This is a genomic window from Candidatus Krumholzibacteriota bacterium, assembly GCA_016931295.1.
In the GTDB taxonomy this organism is placed as follows: domain Bacteria; phylum Krumholzibacteriota; class Krumholzibacteriia; order Krumholzibacteriales; family Krumholzibacteriaceae; genus JAFGEZ01.
Genome location: JAFGEZ010000037.1, coordinates 1 through 19865, shown reverse-complemented (window position 1 = coordinate 19865; position 19865 = coordinate 1). Strand labels below are relative to the sequence as shown.

Below are 19865 nucleotides of genomic sequence, written 5' to 3'. Positions count from 1 at the left end.
TTAGTTCTGTTTTGGATCGACGATCGAGCCCATGAAGAGGATCGCGCCGGTCATGTTGTCCCTGATCGCGAAGAAGAAGGGACGATCGACGGTCATCTCGAAGGGTGGATCGATCGGCATGGCCGAGGTGAGGCGCATCTGGACCGAGGTGGCCGCCGCCGCCTCGGTGCCCTCCTCGTTCACCTCGACGAAGCTCTTGTGCCGGACCTCGCTGATCGAGACGGGGCCGCGCTCGAGCGAGCACATCCGGCTGAAGTCGGCCTTGACGGGATGGAAGGCGAGGCCCATGCCGAGCCCGATCAGGGCCTCGTTGAGAACCGCCTCGTACTCGGTGGTGAATCGGGGGAGACGCAACGTGCCCTTCCGGGAGCGGAAGGCGCCCATCCACCCGTTCCAGCGGTCCGCGGAGAGGGAGTCGTGGAAGGCGACGAGGCCGATTTCCTCGCGGGGGAGGAAGACGTACATCCCCGTCGTGCCGTCGCCGTAGGGAAGATGCACGGCCTGGAAGAGGTCGTTCTCGAGGTAGGAGAAGTTCCGATTCGCGGTCATCAGCGGCGCGGCGCCCGCGGTGCAGGCGGAGGACCGGAAGGGCATCTCCCCGGTGAGCGCCGGGTCGAACTCCTCTTTCCACGTGCCCTTGAACCAGATCGCGTTGACGAGGACGGCGATGTCGTCGGGGCCGAGCTGGTCGACGATCCGGTCGATGCGGCCCTTCGTGTGCTCATCGACCCAGCTGTTGATCCTGCCGGCGTCGAGTTCGTTGAAGACCTCCGCGTCGTACGAAACGCCGACCCGGGCGATAAAGTCTTTCCGGAAGGGGAAGCCGGGAAGGAGCCAGAGGGAGTTCGCGACGGCGACGTCGACGTCGCCGGCGCCGTGGAGGCTGTGCATCAGCCCGGCGGCCATCATGTTGGCGTCGTCGACGGACAGGCCGTCGACGTGGAGGGCGGCCGCCATCGAATCGGCCGTCGCGCCGGCGGCGCCGTTGTACGTCATGAGCAGGGCCAGCATCACGCTCGTCGGGGAGACGAAGACGTTCTCGTCGATCGCCCCCGGCGCGAGCTCGCCGTAGAGGTCGAAGGCGAAGTTGTTCAGCGGGCCGGTGTCGATTTGTCTGGCCGGCGGGGTCGCCGGCGCCGGCGCGTCGGCGCAGGAGTGGCCCGGCGCGACGGCCGCGGCGAGGGCGACACAGAGCGTGAACGTGACCAGTGGTCTTCTCATCTCGATTCTCCTTCGCTTCGGCGGTTTCGCCGGGGCCCTGGACCGGGAACGAGACGATCATAGCGCCCCGTACGTTCTTATACAACGGAAAGCGGCGAGGATGCCGCCGCCGCTTGCGTAGCTGGCCGTTGCTGTAATTTCGACAACGAGTTGAGCGCGTTCATTCCAGCGGATTCTCGATCAGTCCGCCCTGTCTAATCGATTGACCGCGTGCCAGATCTGTGATATAATCCAAAATGCTTCGAAACTGTCCGGGATGGGGTAGCTGTACCCTGGAATCCGCGGACGTTCTGCTCTTTTCACTTCGTTACCGCGAGGGGGTTGAGATGAAGAGACTGTGCACGCTTCTTCTCGCTTTCGCTGTTCTCGCGTCGTACGCCGGGGTCGCGAACGCGACGTTCGGCTGGGCGGGCAGCATCTGGCCCGTCAATGACGCCACCGTGACCGACGGCGGCGACATCGGCGTCTACTTCCAGATCTGGAAAGAGACCGTGACCGACCAGGCCGGCCAGGGCGCGGGTATCGGCGCGACGCTGTACTACGGCCCGAACGGCGGCCCGTACACGCCTGTCGAGATGGTCTACAACACCGACGTCGGCAGCAACGACGAGTACACCGCGGTGATCCCGCAGGCCGCGCTCGTCGGACAGACCGAGATCTGGTTCTATTGCGAGGGGTACGATTCGACCGACGCGTCCGTCTACACCGGCGCCAAGGACCAGAACGACAACGATCCGCCGTTCAAGCTCAACATCACGGCGGTCCTGCAGCAGGACGTCACTGTCTACTTCCGGCTCTGCTTCCCGCCCGAGGGGGACCCGGAGTACATCGCCGATCCCGGCGACGTCTGCGTGACCGGCGACGCCACCGCGCTGAGCGCCTGGGGGAGCGGCGTTCTCATGGCGCGGCCCTGCCCGGTGCACAGTGCGCGCTACTACGAGGCGGCCGTCGTCTTCCCGGCCGGCTCGAATCCCGCCATCCAGTACAAGTATCGCGCGAACGGCTGCGCGGACTGGGAATGGGTCGGCAACCGGGCGACGACGATCGACGACACCGCGTCGTCCTGGATCGTGCCCTGGGTCGACCACTGGAACAACTACGCCGGCGACGATTGCCCGCTCTGCGGCATCGGCACCGAGTCGTCCACGTGGGGTGAGATCAAGCAGATCCACCGGTAGACGATCGTACGCGAATTGTTCGGGGGATACCTGTGCGCGCCACGTGGGGGTATCCCCCCTTTGCATGAAGGGGCGCCCCGCCCCGGGGGCGGACAACCACAACAACCCGGAGAGAGCATGAAGAGAGGTATCCTGTACGCCGCACTGGTTTTCGCGGCGCCGGTGCTCGTGGCGTCGCTGACCGGGGAGCCGGATGCGGTTCCCGGCCGCTATCTTCTCCTCGCCGGCGCGGGCGAGATCGCGCCGATCGCCTGGGAGCACGGCCAGGTCGCCGGCATCGACGGCTGCCTCGACGTGCCGGCGGGGCGCGAGGGGGGCGACCTTCTCGCCCTCTACCTCGGCGGCGGCGCCGACGGCGTCGACTTCCGCGTCTCCATGGTGCGCATGACCGATCCGGCCTCGGGGGTCGATCTCTTCAACCGCGACCAACCCGTCGTCGTCCTCCTTCTCGACTACGCCGAGGGCGGGCAAACCGCGCTTCCCGCCGGGCTGGCGGGCGAGGCGGGGATCGCCTGGGAGGAGGCCGTCGTGCTCGACGCCTTCGCCGCCGATCCCGGCCGGCGCGCCGCGGCCTACGCGGCGGCGGGCGATCTCGAGAGCCGGCGTTCCCTCGAGCGCGCCTTCCTCTCGACGGGCGGGGAGTTCTTCGAGGGACGGACTCGTCGCACGCGCGCCCTCGCGCTCGCCGCGGGCGCGGGCGACGGGGTCGCTGTCCGATCGATCGACGGCGAACGCGCGGCGGGGGCCGCCGTCCCGATGCGAGCCGAGGTTTTCTCGATCGTCGACGGCGAGATCGTCGACCGTCTCCTCGGCAACACGCTCGCGCCGAGCGGGAACGCCCACTGCGCCTTCGTCCATCACGGCAACCAGGGGCTCGCCTACAGCGACGTCTTCCACGGGCGATGGGACGACCCCGACGGGAGCGGCTTCGACGAGCAGCTCCAGATCCACGAGGCCACCTCGATCCCGGGCAACTTCCACCTCAGCGCGACGCTCCAGACCTCGGCCGAGTGGGACGCCCGCAGCGGCGACCCGACGGATTTCAACGCATGGCTCGCCGCCGGCGTCTCGGCCGGCTGGGCCGGGATGGTCACCTCCGCCTACGGCCAGCACATGATGCCCTTCGTCCAGGACGCGATGAACGACTGGTCGGTCGAGATCCAGGCGCAGATGACGAACACCCGCTACGGCTACGTGCCCCGCGTGGCGTGGGTGCCCGAGCGGGTCTGGCTCCACCCCTCGTTCTACCCGAACGCCGGCGTCAACGACGATCCGTCGGACGACTGGGTGCCCCACGGCGTCTGGGCCGTCATCCTCGACGACGACGTCCACTGCCAGGGCTACGACAACCACCAGATCCACACGATCTCGGGCACCTCCCTCAAGGTGATCCCGCGCGACCGCTCCTTCACCGGCGATATCGTCGGCGGCAACGGCGCCGCGGCGCTCCAGACCCTCACCGACATCGCCAACTCCGGCGTCGGCGACTACCGTTTCGTCCTCTTCGCGGAGGACTGGGAGGCGTGCGCCGAGATGGGCTCCTGGGCGAGCGCCACGCCGAACGCGAAGGAGACCTACGACTGGTTCATCGGCAAGTGCGCCGAGGAGAGCGCCTGGCTGCACGTGTGGAAGGTGGCCGACGCCGTCTCCAATCCCGATTTCACCGGCACGACGATGAACGTCACCTTCGGCACGTACAACGAGATCGGCGGCACGGGCGGCTACGGCGGCGGCGACAACGGCTGGTACACGCACTGGGCCGGCTACGTCCCCTACGCCAACGGCGGCGACGGCTCGGGATACTGCGACCCGGGGCGCGGGGGGAACTGCAAGAACTTCGGCACCCTCTGGAACGACGCGTACAACGCCCTCATGGCCGCTCCCGACAACGACATCTCGCAGGCCGGCTGGTACTGCCTCATGACCAACCTCCACGAGACGGGCTGGCACGACGGCCTCGGCGGCGACATCTCCGGCTGGCAGCTGAACTACTCCTCGCACATCAAGAACACCGGCATGTACGCCGAGGCGGCCCACTGGGCGAACGGCGAATACGCCGCGACGACCGCCGCCTTCCTCTCCGACATCGACAACGACGGCTACGACGAGGTGATCGTCCACAACGACCGTCTCTTCGCCGTCTTCGAGGCGATCGGCGCGCGGGCGACGAACGTCTTCGCGAAGGGCGCGGGCTACGGCTTCTCCATCGTCGGCGTCGACAACGCCTACTGGTCGGGGACCTCGGCCGACTACAACGACGTCAACCACGTCGGCTGCTTCAGCGACGTCGGACCGAACTACCAGCACGACGTCTACGGGATCGAGATCGTCGACGGCGCGGGGCCGGACGTGGCCGTGCGCTTCACCCACGCCGGTCTCGTCAAGACGGTGACCCTCGCCGAGGGGCTGCCGTACCTCGACGTCGTCTACGAGGTGGGGGGCGTCACGCAGTACGTCAAGAACGGCTACTCGCCCGGCCTCGTCGACCTCGTCTGGAACGCCGAGATGGACCGCGTATGGGCGGGGGACGCCTCGTACATGGGGCAGCGCAATCCCAACACCGGCGCCACGGCGGCCCTCGTCCTCGGCGGGGGCGGGGCGGGACACAACCTCGACTTCTCGGCCCGCATCATGAAGGGCGACGAGGTCTACGGGAGCGGGGTCTTCGAGTACCTGCTCTGGGTCGGCCAGACGGGCGCTCCCGATCCCGACGGCGAGATCGCCGAGCTCCGGGCGCTCGCCACGGCCCTCGCCGACACGATCGGCCCCCGCGCCACGGACGCCCTCTACTATCCCGGCACGGACAGGCTCCGGATCGAGTTCAACCAGGTCACCCGGTACGCGAGCTTCGATCCGACGGGGGTCTCGATCGACGACGACGACGACGGCCTCGCCGAGCTGACCCTCTCCGCCCTGACGGCGGTCGTCGAGACGACCGACGGATTCGTCATCACCCTCCAGCTCTCCGCGGCCGACGCCGCCGCGCTCGAGGCGCTCGACACCGGCGCGCTCGAGCTGATGATGGCGGCCGGAGCGGCGAGCGACCTGAACGGCGTCGGGGGCGCGGCGCTCACGAACGCGGACGACGTCGCCGTCGCGTACGGCGCCGAGACCTCGATCACGATCGACGGCTATATCGACCCGGCGGAGTGGGGGGCGTGCGAGCTGGCCGTGGCCGATTCGAACGACTCGGAGTGGACGGCGGCCAACGAGATCGACGGGCTCTACGTGTCGTGGGATTCCCTCTACCTCTACGTGGCGATCGACGGGATCGTCACGGAAAACAGCTGGGTCCTCTACATCGACACCGATCCGGGCGGCCCGGGGGGCGAGACCGATCTCACCGCGATCGACCACTGGGAGCGGGGGGCCGTCTTCACCGCCGCGGGCTTCCGCGCCGACTACTACTACGGCTGCTACCAGCACCAGGGGGAGTACGACAGCGACTCCTTCTTCCGCGTGGAGACGGCGACCGCATCGACCGATCTCAGCGATTCGGTCGTCACCGCCTTCGATGCGGTTCACGACCGCGGCGATCTCGGCGGGAGCGAGCTGGCCGTGCCGTGGAACCTGCTCTACGGCCTCGGGGAAGGGATCGTGCCGGAGAACGCCTCGATCTCGATCGTCGCCTCGATCTGCTGGGATCCCGAACCGGACGGGGTGCTCGGCGGCGACAGCGCCCCGAGCAACGCCTCGGCGGCGCTCCCCGTCGTCGACGCCGCCTTCACGATCGTCGTCGACGCCGACGGAGACGGCAGCCCCGACCCGGAGGACGTCGAGGGGCCGTCGATCGTCTCGGCTCACCGCGACGCCCTCTCGGACAGCCTCGTCGACGTCCTCTTCGACGAGGAGGTGGCGGAGGCGGGCGCGGAGGTCGCGTCGAACTACACCGTCTACCAGACGAACGTGCCGTCGAACACCGTCGCCGTCCTCTCGGCGACGCTCCAGCCCGACGGCGCGACGGTCAAGCTCGCCCTCGCCTCGCCCGTCCTCTACGCCCACTCGGTGGCGGTGAGCCACGTGAAGGACGTCTCGTGCGCCGGCAACGAGATCGAACCGGGCTCGTGGGTGTATGTCCGCGGCCCGCTCACCGGATCGGACGACACGCCGGCCGCCTTCGCCGGCGCCCTCGCGCAGAACTACCCGAACCCCTTCAACCCCGCGACGACGATCCGGTTCGAGGTGCCGGGCAGGGCGGGGAGCGGGCGGGCCGGCGCGGTGCCGGTGACGCTCGCCGTCTACGACGTGCGCGGACGGCTCGTGCGGACCCTCGTCGCCGACCGGCGCCTGCCGGGCCGGTACGAGGCGGCCTGGGACGGCCGGAACGAGGGGGGACGGCGCGTCTCGTCGGGGATCTATTTCTACAGGCTCGTCGCGGGCGAGTACGTCCGGACGCGCAAGATGGCGCTCCTGAGGTAGGCGACGCGGCGGGGAACGCCCCGCCGCCAGCCGGGATGCAACGTTCGTTGGACACGCCGGGGCGTTCCCGGCGAAAGGAGGAGGCGACGGATGAACCGCACGCGTGCAACCCTTGTGATCGCGATCGCCCTCGTGGGGCTCGTCGGGCTGGCGGGATCGATACACGGCCTGGCGCCGCAGACGATCGCGGTCGACGGCTCGAACGATTTTCTCGCCGAAAACCTGCTCGACGCCGACGGGTACGACTGCGAGCTCGTGCCCATCGACATCGATTCGGTCTTCGTCACGAACGACGTCAACAAGCTCTACATCGGCTTCCAGTACGACAAGGACGGCTGGACCGGCAACCAGGTCGGCATCGCCATCTCCACCGGCGGCGCCGGCGGCACGACCGATCCGTGGGGACACGCGATCGCCTGGAACACCGCGCCGCACAAGCCGGACTACCACTGCTACTGCAACATGGACAACTCATGGCAGGAGCTGCGCACCTGGAACGTCTCCTCCTGGGATCTCCTCTACAGCGGCACGAGCTCGCTCGGCTGGGTCAACAACACCGGCTTCGAGGAGCTCGGCCTCAACCTGAGCGACCTCGGCATCTCGGCGGGCGACACGATCTACATCGAGATCATCTCCACGCAGGACGGCTCGTCGAAGGGCCCGCTCGACGCCGTGGCCAATGACGACCTCCAGCTCAGCACCCCGGGCGGGACCACCTGGGACGCCGGTTCGCCCGTCGAGCTCGATTCGATGATCATGTACATCGTCCAGGCGGCCGGCGACAGCGAGCCGCCCACGATCTCGCGCGCCGGGCTCGCCGTGGCCGAGCCCGGCGCCGGCGGCGACGCGCTCGACGTGATCCGCGTGGATTGGAGCGAGCCGGTCGACGAGGCGACGGCGGAGAACGCGTCGAACTGGTCGCTCGTCAACACGACCGCCTCGATCGATTCGGTCGTCCGCGACGGCGTCTTCCCCAGCCGCGTCCGGCTCTACCTCGACGCCCCGATCGCCCCCGACGCTGATTACTTCGGCGTGAAGGCCGTCGACGTGGAGGACCTGAACGGCAACGTCGTCGTCGACAACGACACGACGAACGTCGCCTGCTTCTTCGTGAAGGGGTTGCTCTTCCGCGGCCGGATGGGATTCCACCTCGGCCAGACCTCCTTCGGCGTGGATACCTTCACCGTGGAGGGCGGCATCGCGCCCCTCACCTGGACGCTCTGCGACAACGCGTTCATGAGCGACACCGGCGGCGGCGTCTACGAGCTCCTCGCCTACTTCTCGCTCGACGGCGAGTGCGTGTACCCCTCGCCGGGACCCATGAAGACGCTCGAGTGGAAGTTCGTCCACCAGTGCTCGATCTACGAGTCGATCCCCAACCGCATCTACATCGTCAACGACGAGAGCGCCTACGACACGATCGACGTGTACTGGGACGACTACAACGAGGCCGACTACACCGACAAGGCGATCGACGTCGTCTTCACCGTCGACCTCAACACCTACGATCCCGGCCTCGACAGCGTGGTCGCGATCAACGGGAGCGTCGCGCCCCTCACCTTCGACGTGCCCTCGGTGAACGGGATGGCCGATGACGGAGTCGCCCCGGACGCCTCGGCCGGCGACGGGATCTACGCGCTCGCCGTCCGGTTCCCGGCGCTCTCCTTCAAGACGGTGAACTACAAGTACCTCTACAACGACGTCTACGAGTGCATCGGCGAGGACGACCGCGAGGTGTGGCTGAACGACGCCGCGTACGACACGGTCGGCGGCACGCTCGGTCCGATCGTGATGCCGCTGCAGTACTACGACCGCTGCTCGACGATCGGCCGCGACGTCGAGGTCGTCTTCACCGTCGACACCCGCTGGGTGAAGCCGGGCGCGGGCGACACGGTGGCCGTCAACGGCGGACCGGGCAACACGGCGCCGCCGGTGATCGACTGGAGCGTCCCGTCGATCAACCCGATGGCCGACGACGGGGTCGCCCCGGACGCCGCGGCGGGGGACGGGATATATTCGCTCTCGATCGTCTTCCCCGACTCGCACGCGAAGTACGTCGAGTACAAGTACCTCTTCAACTCGGCCTACGAGTGCACGACGCAGGCGAACCGGTACGTCTTCGTCGACGACGCCTTCGACGCCGTTGGCAACCCGCAGCTCCTCGAGCTGGACTACTTCAACACCTGCGTGGTGAGCGTCGACGACCAGCCGCAGGCGCCCTTCGTGCTGCGACAGAACTTCCCCAACCCCTTCAACCCGACGACGACGATCCTCTTCGTCGCCCCGGAGCGGGGACGGGCGATGTTGCGCGTCTACGACGTCAACGGGCGCCTCGTGCGCACCCTCCTCGACGGCGTCGTCGAGGCGGGCGAGGTGCGCGTCGCCTGGGACGGCACCGACGCCGGCGGCAACGCGCTGGCGAGCGGTGTCTACTTCTGCAAGCTGCTCGTGGGCGACCGCGCGGCGAGCAGGAAGATGATCCTGCTCCGGTAGCCTTTCCTGTCGAGTCCGCAGGGTCGGGTGACTCGGCGCGGCCCCTTCCCGGTTCATATGCCGGGGAGGGGCCGTTTTTGGTGATTGGGGTTTCCCAGGGAAGAGGCGGGGGCGGCGAACGGCGAAGACGCTATGTGCGCGGCGGTGCGGGGGCGACGATACCGACGGCGCCGGCGAGGACCTCGACCTCGACGGGGGTGCGTCCGACGAGCTCGCCGTCGGCCTGGACGGGGAGCGAGGGATCGCTCTCGATGCGGACGCGCCGGCGGGCGCCGACGAGGCGCGCGTGGGACCGTTCGAAGCGGCCGGCGAGGGCCTCGACCGCCGCCGCGGGGTAGTGGAGGATCGTCGGCGTGTCGAAGAAGGAGACGTCGACGAGTCCGTCGTCGATGCTGGCCGGCGGACCGGCGGGGAAAATCATCCGGCCGAGCATCCCGCTGTTCGAGATCGTCACCTCGGGAGAGAGGACGTGGACGGTCTCCTCGTCGACCGTGACGTCGATGTCGACCGGTTCCGTCTCGAGGAGCTTGCCGAGGGCCGTCAGGACGTAGGCGGCCCGGCCGATGAGATGCTTCGCCTCGGGGAGGGTGTCGCGGACGGTGAGGGAGGTGATCCCCACGCCGACGTTGAGAAGGTAGAGGCGCCCGTCGATCCGCATCGCGTCGATCCGGCGGATGCCGGGGGGCTCGGCGGCGAGGGCGGCCGCCTCATCGACGGCGAGGGGGATGTGCAGCTCGCGGGCGAGCAGGTTCCCCGTGCCGGTCGGGATGATCGCGACGGGGATATCACGCGCGGCCGCTGCGTTCGCCGCGCCCGAGACCGTCCCGTCGCCGCCGGCGGCCACGACGAGGGTCGTATCGTTCCCGATCAGCCGGGCGACGGTCTCGTCGATCCGTTCGCCGTGGCGGGTGAGGCGCAGGTCGACGGGGATGCCCGCGGCCGCGAAGCGCGTCTCGACGGCGCGGCATACCGCGGCGACGTTGCCCGCGCCGGCGGCGGGGTTGATGATGACGAGGGCCATGCCGTCCATGTCGGAGCCGTCCTTCCTCGCGGCGGCCGCTCGCGGCCTCGCGATCCCGTTCGTCTTACCTGACGACGACGATCTTCCGGCTCAGCCGGGCCCCGCCCCCCGAGAGCCTCACGAAGTAGACGCCGGCGGCGGCGCGGCGGCCCGCTTCGTCCCGTCCGTCCCAGGCGATCTCGTGGCGCCCGGCCCCGCGGAACCCGCCGGCGAGGCGGCGGATTGCTCGGCCGAGCGCGTCGTGGATCGCCACCTCGATCCGCCCGCCGCGGGGCAGGGTGAACGCGATCCGCGCGCTTCCGTTGAAGGGGTTGGGCCAGGGGGGCGCGAGCGTCGGCGCGGCCGGCAGCGCCGGGTCGGCGGCCGTCACCGAGAGGGGCAGCCACACGTACTCGGCGGCGTCGACGTCGCCGTCTGCGTTTCCCGCCGGCGCCTGCGCGGCGAGGGGGCCGCCGTCCGGTGTGGCGTAGGCGACCGCGGCGAGCCAGACGCCGTCGGGCAGGGGTTCGCCGAGCCGGTCGGCGAGGCGCACCGTCCCCTCGAGCCAGCTGGCCGAGGCGCAGGCGACGCTCCCCGAGAGGACCGACTCGCCGGCGTCGAACCATCCGCACCAGTTGTTGTCGTCCTCGCCCGCGAGAAAGAGCATGCGGCCGGCCACCGTGCCGCTCTTCGCCCAGGGCGCCGAAACGGGCGGGGCGAGGGCGGTGCCCACGAGGACGAAGTGGTCGCCGAGGAGGTCGGCGCCGACCCCCTCCATCGCCACGTAGAGGAACTCGCCGTCCCAGTCGGCGTAGAGATGGATTTCGTTGTTCTCCGCCGCGAGGACCGCGCCGCCGTCGAGGTCGCCGTCGATGACGTGGTCGGGCTCGGCGACGGCGACACCGACCCACACGTGCTGGATCGGCGATCGCTCGACGTTTCCCGAGGAGTCCTCCGCCTCGACGAAGTAGTCGATGAGGACCTCGTCGAAGCCGGTCATCTCGGCCCAGTACTGGTCGGCGATCCGGTCCGGCATCACCGTGAAGTCTATCGAGGGGTCGTTGTGCACGTTTTCCGCGGGGAAGACGCGGCGGTTCATCGGCAGCGTCTGCCACGATCCCACTTCCGGCCCGCCGGCGAAGGTCTCGTTCTGGTCGCTCGTCATCGGGTTCTCGCCGTCCACGTCGATCCGGTAGCGGAGGTCGACGCGGGCGAGCCCCGAGACGTCGTGGACGAAGGTCCACACGTGGAAGTCGCTCGGCATCGGGGCGCCGTCGCCGCCGGGGTAGCCCCAGAGCGAGCCGCCCCCGCGGCCGCCGGGGTTCCACGGGAGGCGCTGCGGCAGCCAGATCGTCGGGGAAACCGGGTCGGCCTCGCCGGCGGCGGCGATGATCGGTTCGGCGTAGAGGAGCGCGGCGTTCGCGGCGAGGGTGGCCTTGATCTCCATGTCGAGGGAGGTGCCGTAGTACATGTAGCCGCTCTCGTAGCCGGAGAGGAGGTGGTGCCACGCCTTCTCGACGTCGGTGGCCCCCGGCGCGGCCGGATTCCACACGCGCGCCGGATCGGGCGCCGCGCCGGCGAGGGCCTCGGCCGTCTCCACGCGGTTCTGCGCGGCGGTCAGCACGGCCCAGTTGCGCTCGTCCTCTGCCCAGCCGCCGGGGATGTCGAAGACGCCCGCGGCGTCGAAGAGGGGCCAGTTCCAGTTGATGAACTGCGGCGAGCCGAAGTCGCCGTCGGCGTTGACCCAGCCGCCGTCCTCCACGTGGACGTAGTCGCCGGTTGCCGGCGGATGGTCGGCGAGGTACTCGGCGACGGTCGTCGGCTCGTAGCCCTTCGCCGCGGCGGCGTGGCTGAAGCCGGTGACGTTCTCGTTGTAGTAGGAGTACCCGCCCGACCACGCGTTGTCGCCGTCGTGGGCGAAGAGGACGAGCATCGGGTGCGACGGGTCGTTGTACGGGGCGATCGCGTCGACCTCGCCGGTGCCGTAGAGGCCGTAGCCCTCGTTCCAGCTCATCGCGTTCGCCGCCGGGACGACGACGATCTCGGCGGCGGCGCCCGTCTCCGGGTCGACCCACCGGGCCCGGTGGGGGCGGAAGCCCCAGGGGGGCGGCGTCTTCACCGTGACGCCCCGGCTGATCGAGATCGACTCGTAGTACCCCCGAGCGGGGTTGATTCGGTCGGCGGGGTTCGGCGGGTCGCAGTTGTCCTCGTTCGCCTGCCAGGGGTAGTCGGCGCAGGCGCGCGAGAGGTGGATGTCGGCGACGATCGTCCACTCGATCCCCGCCGCAACGAGCGCGGGGATCATCCGCTCGGAGAAGCACATCTCGGCGGGGAAGAAACCGAGCGAATATGCCGAGTCGCCCCAGGCCGCGGCGTAGGCGGCCTTCGCCACGGCGAGCTCCATCGCGAGGGCCCGCTCGTCCATGAGCGGGGCGATCGGGTGGTGGGCGGCGACGATGACCGGTTCGAGACGCGGCCGGCCGCCCGATGTCGTCCAGGAGCGGGCCTCGCGGTAGGGGGCGTACCACGCGGGGGCGTATCGCCCGCCGTTCCAGCCGGCGGCGGCGAGGCTGCCGACGTTCTCGGCGAGGGCGGCGGCGAAGGAGACCTGGGCCCCGGCGTCGGGAAGGTCGAGGATCGAGGAGACGGCCGTCCGCGGGTAGTCCTGGTAGTCGTGGACGCGGTCGTCCTTGTCGAAGATCGAGAAGACGTCGTTCTCCGAGTGGCCGAGCGTGATCGTCTCGTAGGCCGTCTCGTAGCGCGCGGGCGTCCACGCGGAGCGGTCGGGCCAGTAGATCGGCTGGTGCATGTGCCAGAGGTAGGTCGTGTGGACCGGCGCGGCCGCAGCCGTGCCCGCCAGGAGGAGCGCGATGAGCGCGGCCGCGGGCGGTCGTCGGGTGCGGTGCACGGTGTCCTCGCTTTGCCGGTGTGGTTCGATCGTCGCGTTACCGGGCGGCCGCCGGCAGCCTGGCCGCCGGCGCCCCCCGTTGCGGTAATGATACCCCATCCGGCGGGATGAATCAACGGGGCGGCGGGGGACCGGATCCCCCGCCGCCCGCGGCGGGTCAGGGCGCGTAGTGGTAGCCGATGTCGACGGCGCCCGTGTCGGTCACCCCGTCGGTGCGCGTCGTCCGGGAGTCGAGGCCGAGCGCGGCGGCCGTGTTCGAGCCTGCGTCCACGCAGGGGCTCGTCGCCGCCTGGCCGCATGCCGTCTGCGAGAGGAAATACGATCCCGATATGCCGGAGCAGAAGACCGGCGAGAGGTTGAAATTGCCGTTTACGCCGTCGTACGCGGCGATGCCGATGTCGCAGAAGGTCACCATCGGCATGCTGTTCTGCATGTTCGCCATGTCGGGATTGTCGTTCGCCCCGCCGTCGGAGTCGATGTTGCCGAAGACGATGCAGTCGGTGATCTCGGGAAAGGCCTCGTAGTTGCAGATCCCGCCGCCGTTCAGCGAGCGGTTCGCCGAGAACGTGCTCGAGGTGATCGCCGGGCTCGTGCCGTGGCAGTACAGGCCGCCGCCCCATCCATTCGTCGACCGGTTGTCCACGAAGATGCAGTTGTGGATCGTCGCCCGCAAGGCGCCGAAATGCGAGAGCAGGAAGACGCCGCCCGTGCTGTTCGTGCCGTCGTTCGCGAAGAAGCCCGTGTTGCTGATCGCCGGCGTCGAGCGGTTGGCGTAGATCGCGCCCCCGCCCTGCAGGACGACGTTCTCGCCGAAGGTGCAGTTGTCGATGGTGACGACGCACTCGAAAAGATCGACGCCGCCGCCGTAGGTGGCCGAGTTCCCCTCGAACAGGCAGCCGGAGAAGATCGGGTGGTTGTTCGATGAGTTGGCGCCGTCGACGTGGACCGCGCCGCCCGAGCTCGCCGTGTTCAGCTCGAGCCGGCACCAGAGGACGGTGGGAGATCCCTCGTCGATGCAGAGGGCGCCCCCGTCGGTCTCCGTCTCGTTCAGGTCGAAGGTGCAGCCGTTGACTTCCGTCTCGCAGCCGGAGAGGAAGCAGCCACCGCCGCCGAGGCCGCTCTCCTGGGGCATCGTGTTGGCGGTGAACCGGCAGCCGATGACCAGCGACCGGTCGTTCCACGCGGAGAGCCCGCCGCCCGCCTGGTCGGCCGAGTTGTTCCGGATGACGCAGTTTGCGATCCGCATCCCCACGCCGGAGAGGTGGACGCCGCCGCCGCGCCGATCCACGCCCGTGCCGTCGGCGTTTCCGCCCTGGATCGTGAAGCCGTCGAAAACGGCTCCCTCCGCGCCGACGACGACGTGCCACGCCGCGTCCGCGCCGTCGAGGACGGCCTCGTAGACGCCGGGGACGCGCTCGACGGCGGCTGTCTCGACGCCCTGGAAGCCGCCGAGAACGACGACGTCCGGGGCGAGCCGCAGGACGGGAACGCTGTCGTGGCCGGCGTGCAGGTAGACGCCCTCGGCCACCCACACGGAGTCCCACGCGGAGGCGGCATCGATGGCGGACTGCGGATCGGTGAAGGCGTCGGCCCAGGATGTGCCGGTGCCGGCGCCGGTGGCGTTCACGTCGACGAACCACACGACGCCGCTGCCGTCCCCGTCGCCGTCGGTGTCGACGCCTCCGCCGTCGTCGCTGCAGGAGAAAAGGAGCGTGGCCGTGGCGATCGCCGCGACAAGCGCGGCCGATCGACGGATCGAGCCGTTGCGCATGGGATGCCTCCCTGTTTGTGGTGAGGGTCGGCCACCATTTTCCACGATTTCGCCGTCGAGGACAAGCATCTCTTTCGGCTTGTCAGGGGCCCGGCGGCCCGATACAATCCGGGCGAGGGGTACGGAGAGTCACGACGACAACGGAATCACCCGAATCTCAACCACGGAGGGATGACATGGGCGCATCCGCCTCGAGGAAACTGTTGCCCGTCCTGCTGATCGTCGCCCTGCTGGCGATTGGCCTCGTCGCCGCCGACGCGTCGGCGGCGGAAACGCGGGTCACCTTCACGTTCAGGCCGGATGGCCGGCCCGGCACGGTCCACCTCGCCGGCTCCTTCAACGGATGGAGCACGTCGCAGGACGCCATGGCAGACCTCGACGGCGACGGGATCTGGATGATCACGCTCGCCCTCGCGCCGGGGCAGTACCAGTACAAGTACGTCATCGACGGCGGCACGTGGAAAGAGGACCCGCACGCGGCGGCCTCCGTGGACGACGGCTACGGCGGGAAGAACTCCGTCGTCGACGTGCCCGACGGTGCGGAGGAGCTCGCCGTCGGTATCGGCGAGGGGGGCGGCGGGGCCGCGGCCGAAAGCGCTCCGGCCGCCGCGCCCGCTTCGGCTTCCGCGGGCGGCGCCGTGCCGGTCCGCTTCGTCTTCGAGGCGGCGGCCGGCTCGAACATCTACGTGGCCGGCTCCTTCAACGACTGGGATCCCGGGCGCGACCGGATGGCCGACGACGACGGCGACGGCGTCTACGAGTGGCGCACCGAGCTGGCCCCGGGACGCTACGAGTACAAGTTCGTCAAGGACGGCTCCTGGCTCACCGACGAGACGGCGGCCGAGTTCGCCGACGACGGCTTCGGCGGCAAGAACTCCGTTCTTTACGTGCCCGTCGCCTCGCCCGAGGGTGGCGTCGTCGCCGGGGCGGGCGGGGGAAGCGCGGCGGCCCCGGCCGCCGGGGGGGGCGAGGGGCTCAAGCAGGTCACGTTCAGCTTCCAGCCCGTGATCGGCGGCGTCGCGAACGTCTTCCTCGCCGGCTCCTTCAACGACTGGAACGACTCGAAGACCCGGATGAGCGACGAGGACGGCGACGGCGTCTACGAGACGACGCTCCTCCTCGCGCCGGGCACCTACCAGTACAAGTTCGTCGTCGACGGCACGTGGCTCACCGACGAGGCGGCGGCCGACTTCGCCGACGACGGCTTCGGCGGCAGGAACTCGGTGATCGCGGTGGACGCCTCCTACGAGGACGTCTCGATCGAGGAGGGCGACGGCGAGATGATGACGGGCGACCTCGCCATCGCGCTCGACTATTCGACGGTGAACCCGCTGAGCGAGGAAGCGATCGAGTTCAAGGCCCGCGCGCACACCGGCGACGTCGAGCACGTCCAGCTCCTCTACGCGGTCGACGGCGGTGGGGAGCAGATCGTCGACATGCTTCCCGAGGCGGAGGACGTCGTCTACACCTACTACCGCGCCGTTCTCGACGTGCCGGTCTCCTCGACGATCCGCTTCGCCTTCGACTACGTCGACGGCGGCGTCCACTTCTTCGCCGCGGCCGGCGGGTTCGCGAGCGGTAAGCCGGCGGCCGGGGAGATGTTCGTCTACTCCCCCGAGACCGTGCCCGCATTCTTCACCCCCGACTGGGCGAAGAACGGCGTCTTCTACCAGATCTTCCCCGAGCGGTTCCGGAACGGCGACACGTCGAACGATCCCGATTTCACCGAACCATACTACGCGGGGGCCAACACCCTGCCGGCGAGCGGGAAGACGAACGGCGAGTATTTCCACCTCGTCACCCAGTGGGAGAACATCGGCGGGCTCCAGCGGAGCCCCTATCGCACCGACGGCAAGCCCGACTACTACTCCTTCTACGGCGGCGACATCGCCGGCGTCACGGAGAAGCTCGACTACCTGCGCGACCTGGGCGTCACGATCATCTATTTCAACCCGCTCAACCAGGCGCGCAGCAACCACAAGTACGACCCGATGGACTACCTCGCGATCGATCCGCACTTCGCCGACGACGCCACCTTCAAGACCTTCGTCCGGGAGGCGCACGCGCGGGGGATCCGCGTCGTCGTCGACATGGCCTTCAACCACACCGGCGACTGGCATTTCGCCTTCATCGACGGGCGCGAGAAGGGCCGCGAATCGAAGTACTGGAACTGGTACGAGTGGAAGCGCTGGCCGCTCCCCGACGGGCCGATCCCCAACCCGCTCGACTACTACGACTGCTGGTGGGGCTTCGGGATCCATCCGAACCTCAACTACGACCTCTCCAGGCCGAACGCGCAGGAGAACGCGATCACCGACATCGCCGACGCGAAGCCCAACGAGGCCCTCGTGGAATACGTGCTCTCGGTGGCCGACCGCTGGCTCGGCGAGTTCGACATCGACGGCTTCCGGCTCGACGTGCCGAACGAGGTGCCCTTCTGGTTCTGGCGGCTCTTCCGCGAGCGGGTGGACGCGGTGAAGCCCGACGCCTTCCTCATCGGCGAGATCTGGGGCAACGCGATGCCGTGGCTCGGCCCCCGCTGCTTCCACTCGACGATGAACTACAAGTTCTTCCGCGATCCGGCGCTGAAGTTCTTCGGGCAGGGGATCGGCACGGCGGCCGACCTCGACCGCGACCTCGCCCCGGGACGGAGCGTCTACCCGAAACAGGCCGTCCAGGTGATGATGAACCTCATCGACAGCCACGACACCGAGCGGTTCCTCACGCTCGCCGGCAACAACGACCGGCGGCTCATGCTCGCGGCGCTCTTCCAGATGACCTACGTGGGGATCCCGCAGATCTACTACGGCGACGAGGTGGGGCTGCGCGGCGGCAAGGATCCCGACTGCCGGCGACCCTTCCCGTGGGGCTGGGAGGAGAGCCCCAAGCGCACGGCGATACACGACTACTACACGGCGGTGACGGGTCTCCGTCACGCGTATCCGGCGCTTCGTACCGGCGCGTTCCACACGGCGCTGGCCGAGGGGAAGGTCTACGCCTACGTGCGCGAGGACGAGGCGAACCGCATCCTCGTCGTCCTCAACAACGATCCGGGCGCGATGGAGATCACGGTGCCGGTTGCCGAGCTCGGATTCGGCGACGGCGACCGCTTCGCCGACGAGCTCAACGGCGGCGCCGCGTACGAGGTGGCGGGCGGCGACATCGCGATCTCGCTCGAGGGGCTCACCGGGGCGGTGCTGGTGCAGCAGTAGCGGCCGCCGCCCGCCGCTCGCCCGGCGGGAAAGACAGAACGCGTTATGGAGGTACCGACGCTTCCGGAAACCCACGAGACAGGAGGGATGTCATGTCTGTGGCAAAGGTGACCGAGATCAGCGCCTCGTCCCCGAAGAGCTTCGAGGATGCCGTCAAGGAGGGCATCGCGCGGGCCAGCAAGACCCTCGAGCAGATCGAGGGCGCGTGGGTCAAGGGGCAGAAGGTCGTCTGCAAGGATGGCAGGATCACCGAGTACCGGGTCGACATGAAGGTGACCTTCGTGCTGAAGGACTAGCGCGACCGCACCGAAACGAGTGGATATATCGAGCGCCGGCGGGGGGCGGGCCCCCGCCGGCGTTTTCTTTGGGAGGGGTGGTGGATGATGGGACGATCGGCCTTGCTCGACCGGGTGCGGGAGGCGATCCGGACGAAGCACTACAGCAGGCGGACCGAGAAGAGTTACATCGGCTGGATCCGCAGGTTCATCCTCTTTCACGGCAAGCGCCATCCGGAGACGATGGGGGAGAAGGAGATCACGGCCTTTCTCTCATGGCTCGCCGTTCGCCGTCGCGTCAGCGCCTCCACGCAGAACCAGGCCCTGAGCGCCATCCTCTTCCTCTACAGGAAGGTGCTCGGCATCGAGCTCGCATGGATGGACGGCATCGTGCGGGCGAAACGCCCCATCCGGGTGCCGGTGGTCATGACGAAACGCGAGGTCCGCCTCGTGATCGATCGGATGTACGGGCTGCCATGGCTCATGGCGTCCCTGATGTACGGCGCGGGACTGCGGCTCCTAGAATGCTGCCGGCTGCGGATACAGGACGTTGAGTTCGAGAAAAGCCAGATCACCGTGCGGGACGGCAAGGGGCGGAAGGATCGGCGAACGGTGCTGCCCGGCACGCTTGCCGGGCCCCTGCGCCGGCAGGTGGACCGTGTCCGGGAGCAACACGCGGTCGATATGATCCATGGATGCGGGACGGTCGTACTGCCGTTGGCGCTCGATCGGAAATATCCGAATGCGTCATCGGAACCCGGCTGGCAGTGGGTATTCCCGGCGACGCGCATGTATGTCGATCACGACCACGGTGTGCGCAGGCGGCATCATATCCACGAGTCCGTGGTCCAGCGGGCGTTCAAGGCGGCCGTCAGGGAGTCGGGAATCGCGAAACCGGCGAGCTGCCATACCCTGAGGCATTCGTTCGCCACCCACCTGCTCGAGGACGGGTACGACATCCGGACGATCCAGGAACTCCTCGGTCACAAGGATGTAAGCACCACGATGATCTACACGCACGTGCTGAACAAGGGGGGACGCGCGGTCAGAAGTCCCCTGGATGCGATGCAGGAGAACAAGGATGAAAGGCGACAGTAATCGACGAGGATTACGTACACGATGCCGCGCTAGGATAAATGGATTAGACTGTAGGATTTCGCAGTCTAACAAGCGTCAACGATCGGATACACGCGGGATTTTCGCATGATTCTAAATATGTTGCCCATATTTTCCTAAAAGTGTGATATATTTATCCGGCATCTGGGGGCTGCTAATCTGCATACATAGTTCTGTCTACTTTACGATGGCGCGGACGCTTCGCGCCGCGCCATCGGCGCTGCGGATTCCCATCCGCTGTCTGCCCGGCGCTTCGCGCCGGCCATCCAGCG

The 19865-nt window shown here is 68.6% G+C and carries 10 protein-coding genes; 6 read left to right on the top strand and 4 right to left on the bottom strand.

The features are described from left to right. A complete protein-coding gene (locus tag JW876_09695; GenBank protein ID MBN1885778.1) occupies positions 1-1221 on the bottom strand; it encodes a serpin family protein in 1221 nt (406 codons plus the stop codon). Between the two features lie 326 nt (positions 1222-1547). Here JW876_09695 and JW876_09690 point away from each other — a divergent pair, with 326 nt between their 5' ends. From JW876_09690 to JW876_09680, 3 genes are all read left to right on the top strand, one after another. Further along, entirely contained in the window at positions 1548-2399 is an 852-nt protein-coding gene (locus JW876_09690) for a hypothetical protein (protein MBN1885777.1), read from the top strand. A gap of 117 nt (positions 2400-2516) precedes the next feature. Next, complete coding sequence (locus tag JW876_09685; GenBank protein MBN1885776.1) at positions 2517-6818, top strand: hypothetical protein; 4302 nt, start codon at positions 2517-2519, stop codon at positions 6816-6818. A 90-nt stretch (positions 6819-6908) separates the two neighbouring features. Next, positions 6909-9311 (top strand): T9SS type A sorting domain-containing protein, encoded by a 2403-nt coding sequence (locus tag JW876_09680; protein MBN1885775.1) that lies wholly within the window; start codon positions 6909-6911, stop codon positions 9309-9311. 130 nt (positions 9312-9441) lie between these two features. Here the strand turns inward: JW876_09680 and JW876_09675 are convergent, their stop codons facing one another. The 3 genes from JW876_09675 to JW876_09665 form a co-directional block, all read right to left on the bottom strand. Next, positions 9442-10341, bottom strand: a complete 900-nt coding sequence (locus JW876_09675; protein MBN1885774.1) for an NAD(+)/NADH kinase — start codon at positions 10339-10341, stop codon at positions 9442-9444. Positions 10342-10396: 55 nt separating this feature from the next. Continuing rightward, positions 10397-13219 carry a T9SS type A sorting domain-containing protein gene (locus tag JW876_09670; GenBank protein MBN1885773.1) on the bottom strand — a complete coding sequence of 941 codons (2823 nt, stop codon included), beginning with the start codon at positions 13217-13219 and terminating at the stop codon, positions 10397-10399. Between the two features lie 157 nt (positions 13220-13376). After that, positions 13377-14990: a hypothetical protein gene (locus JW876_09665; protein MBN1885772.1), complete on the bottom strand. Its 1614-nt coding sequence runs from the start codon at positions 14988-14990 to the stop codon at positions 13377-13379. A gap of 176 nt (positions 14991-15166) precedes the next feature. On the opposite strand from JW876_09665, the gene JW876_09660 reads away from it, so the two are divergent. The 3 genes from JW876_09660 to JW876_09650 all read left to right on the top strand — a co-directional run bounded on the left by JW876_09660 (position 15167) and on the right by JW876_09650 (position 19575). Then, the gene (locus tag JW876_09660) at positions 15167-18202 is read left to right on the top strand and encodes an alpha-glucosidase C-terminal domain-containing protein (protein MBN1885771.1); all 3036 of its coding nucleotides are present in this window, start codon (positions 15167-15169) and stop codon (positions 18200-18202) included. A 92-nt stretch (positions 18203-18294) separates the two neighbouring features. Further along, complete coding sequence (locus tag JW876_09655; GenBank protein ID MBN1885770.1) at positions 18295-18498, top strand: dodecin domain-containing protein; 204 nt, start codon at positions 18295-18297, stop codon at positions 18496-18498. An 87-nt stretch (positions 18499-18585) separates the two neighbouring features. Beyond that, a complete protein-coding gene (locus JW876_09650; protein ID MBN1885769.1) occupies positions 18586-19575 on the top strand; it encodes an integron integrase in 990 nt (329 codons plus the stop codon). Positions 19576-19865 lie beyond the last annotated feature (290 nt).

Excerpts from the sequence above, each read along its gene's own strand:
- JW876_09680 (MBN1885775.1), top strand. The coding sequence starts at position 6,909 with ATGAACCGCACGCGTGCAACCCTTGTGATCGCGATCGCCCTCGTGGGG.
- JW876_09690 (MBN1885777.1), top strand. The coding sequence starts at position 1,548 with ATGAAGAGACTGTGCACGCTTCTTCTCGCTTTCGCTGTTCTCGCGTCG.
- JW876_09685 (MBN1885776.1), top strand. The coding sequence starts at position 2,517 with ATGAAGAGAGGTATCCTGTACGCCGCACTGGTTTTCGCGGCGCCGGTG.
- JW876_09655 (MBN1885770.1), top strand. The coding sequence starts at position 18,295 with ATGTCTGTGGCAAAGGTGACCGAGATCAGCGCCTCGTCCCCGAAGAGC.
- JW876_09665 (MBN1885772.1), bottom strand. The coding sequence starts at position 14,990 with ATGCGCAACGGCTCGATCCGTCGATCGGCCGCGCTTGTCGCGGCGATC.
- JW876_09650 (MBN1885769.1), top strand. The coding sequence starts at position 18,586 with ATGGGACGATCGGCCTTGCTCGACCGGGTGCGGGAGGCGATCCGGACG.
- JW876_09675 (MBN1885774.1), bottom strand. The coding sequence starts at position 10,341 with ATGGACGGCATGGCCCTCGTCATCATCAACCCCGCCGCCGGCGCGGGC.
- JW876_09660 (MBN1885771.1), top strand. The coding sequence starts at position 15,167 with ATGGGCGCATCCGCCTCGAGGAAACTGTTGCCCGTCCTGCTGATCGTC.
- JW876_09695 (MBN1885778.1), bottom strand. The coding sequence starts at position 1,221 with ATGAGAAGACCACTGGTCACGTTCACGCTCTGTGTCGCCCTCGCCGCG.